Annotated in this window: 2 protein-coding genes; both read left to right on the top strand. The window is 31.0% G+C overall.

Going from position 1 to position 2,199, the window contains the following annotated elements; translation table 11 throughout:
- Positions 1–332 precede the first annotated feature (332 nt).
- On the top strand, positions 333–1,586 hold the full coding sequence (locus FGK85_RS15015; RefSeq protein WP_138207954.1) for a DUF1576 domain-containing protein: 1,254 nt from the start codon (positions 333–335) through the stop codon (positions 1,584–1,586).
- A gap of 3 nt (positions 1,587–1,589) precedes the next feature.
- Complete coding sequence (locus FGK85_RS15010) at positions 1,590–1,931, top strand: hypothetical protein (protein ID WP_138207952.1); 342 nt, start codon at positions 1,590–1,592, stop codon at positions 1,929–1,931.
- The last annotated feature ends 268 nt before the right edge of the window (positions 1,932–2,199 follow it).

Here is a 2,199-nt window from a genome sequence, read left to right as displayed (position 1 = left end):
GTATACCTTATTAATATAAGTAAGTAATTGTTTTAAATAACTTTTACTCATTTTATCAGCATCCTTTTTAAGTTGGTTTCTTGTCAAAACTATTATAAAAAGGATGCTTTTATTATGCAAATTTTTTCTCTAAAATTTCCAGCAAAAATCAGAATTTATGGTTTTTAACCTAACCCTCAATCATTCATTATAAATCAGCGGGCTCACGCCCCAAAAATTTTTAAGCGCTAAACTTCTGTAGAAAATTCCTTAAATACTTTAAAAGCTATTACTCTCCTAAAGTAATTTATTGTATAATAAAATTACTTTAACTTTATGATTGGGGGATTCATATGGGAAATGTAGTTAAAAGAAAAATTTTTAAGACCTATTATATATTAATAGCCTATTACGTAGCTTTCATATTATTTGCTTTTGTAGTAGATACTCCCTATAATATATTTAATGGCTTAAAAGCAATTATTTTAGAATCAGACTTACTTATAACCGACTATATTGCCATTGGTGGAATAGGCGCTACTTTTGTAAATTCAGCTCTACTTTCACTTATGTGCATAGGCATTCTGGTATACGTGGGAATTAAGCCCAATGGCTCAACCATAGCCGCTCTATCCACTATTACAGGCTTTGCCTTTTTCGGAAAAAACATTTTAAATGTATGGCCTATTTTTTTAGGTGTATGGCTATATTCAAAATATCAAAAGGAACCATTTTTAAATTATGTACTTATTGCATTATTTGCAACGACTCTTTCTCCTACAGTGACTCAATTTAAATATACTTCTAATTTTTCTCAAATAGGGGCACTACTTATAGGCATTTGCTTTGGGGTTGTCATTGGATTTATTTTACCACCCATAACTTCCTACTGCTTAAAACTACATCAAGGGTATAATCTTTATAATACAGGTTTCGCTGCTGGCCTCTTAGGAACTGTACTAATGTCCATACTTAGAGCTTTTGGAATAGATTTTAAAACAAGACTGGTATGGTCTACAGGTAACAATTTAATTTTTGGAATATTACTAATTGTATTTTTTTCATCCATGATATTAATTGGATATTGCTTAGATAAAAATTCCTTTAAAAAGTTCAAAGAATTATGCAGACAATCTGGAAGACTTATATCTGATTTTTATATAATTTATGGTGATGGTGCTGTCTTTGTAAACATGGGTATACTAGGAATACTTTCCACACTATATATACTAATGGTAGGTGGCGATCTTAATGGTCCAACTATTGGCGGAATCTTTACTGTTGCTGGCTTTAGTGGTTTTGGTAAACATCCAAAAAACACTATACCTATAGTCCTTGGAACAGCCCTTTGTTCTATGCTAAATATTTGGAAAATAAATTCACCTCAAATGGTTCTTTCTGCACTATTCAGCACCACTTTGGCACCTATTGCTGGTCAATTTGGATGGCTCTATGGAATTATTGCTGGCTTTATACATGTATGTATAGTAGCCAACACAGGTTTTCTTCACGGCGGATTAAATCTTTATAATAATGGTTTTGCTGGAGGTATTGTGGCTATATTTTTAATACCACTTATAACCTCTTTTAGAAAGGATGATAAATAAAAAATGAAACACAACAATCAACGAAACATAAAAATAGTTAGCGAACTTATGAATTTTTGTTACAGTAATGGCGGTAAAAACATGACAATAGACGTTAAAACAGAAGAAGATAGGACTTTAATATACATAAAATCAAAAATAGAAAACTTAAGTGAAGCCACACTAGAAATATCAAGAAAGCTGCTGAATGCACCTAGATGCCATGAAATAGAAGAATATTATTGGAATTTAACCGGTGACGATGACACAGACTCCGAACTAACTCTTGTGGGCATGATGACAGATGAAACCTGTATAACTTACGAAGACAATATTTTAGAAATCAAAGTAGTGAGAAAGCAATAAGAATAAATTGCGACGCAATTTTATAATTGACAATGGACAATGGACAATGGACAATGAAGGAAGTTTTTCTTACAGAAAAACTAAAATTTTAAAAGACCTAAACATAGAATTTATCTATATTTAGGTCTTTTTCTGTTTTTAACTTAACTTCTTTAATTTAAGAAGTTGAAATACCAATTGTAGATTCAAATTCCTTGGCAGGAATATAGTTACAGTGTTTCACACTATATTGGTCCTATAAATAACTTGAAAATTTTTCTAAGAAGCT

The organism is Haloimpatiens lingqiaonensis (genome assembly GCF_901447495.1).
Taxonomy (GTDB): Bacteria; Bacillota; Clostridia; order Clostridiales; family Clostridiaceae; genus Haloimpatiens; species Haloimpatiens lingqiaonensis.
The sequence above is the reverse complement of the archived record's forward strand: the minus strand, read 5'-3'. Positions and strand labels throughout refer to the sequence as shown.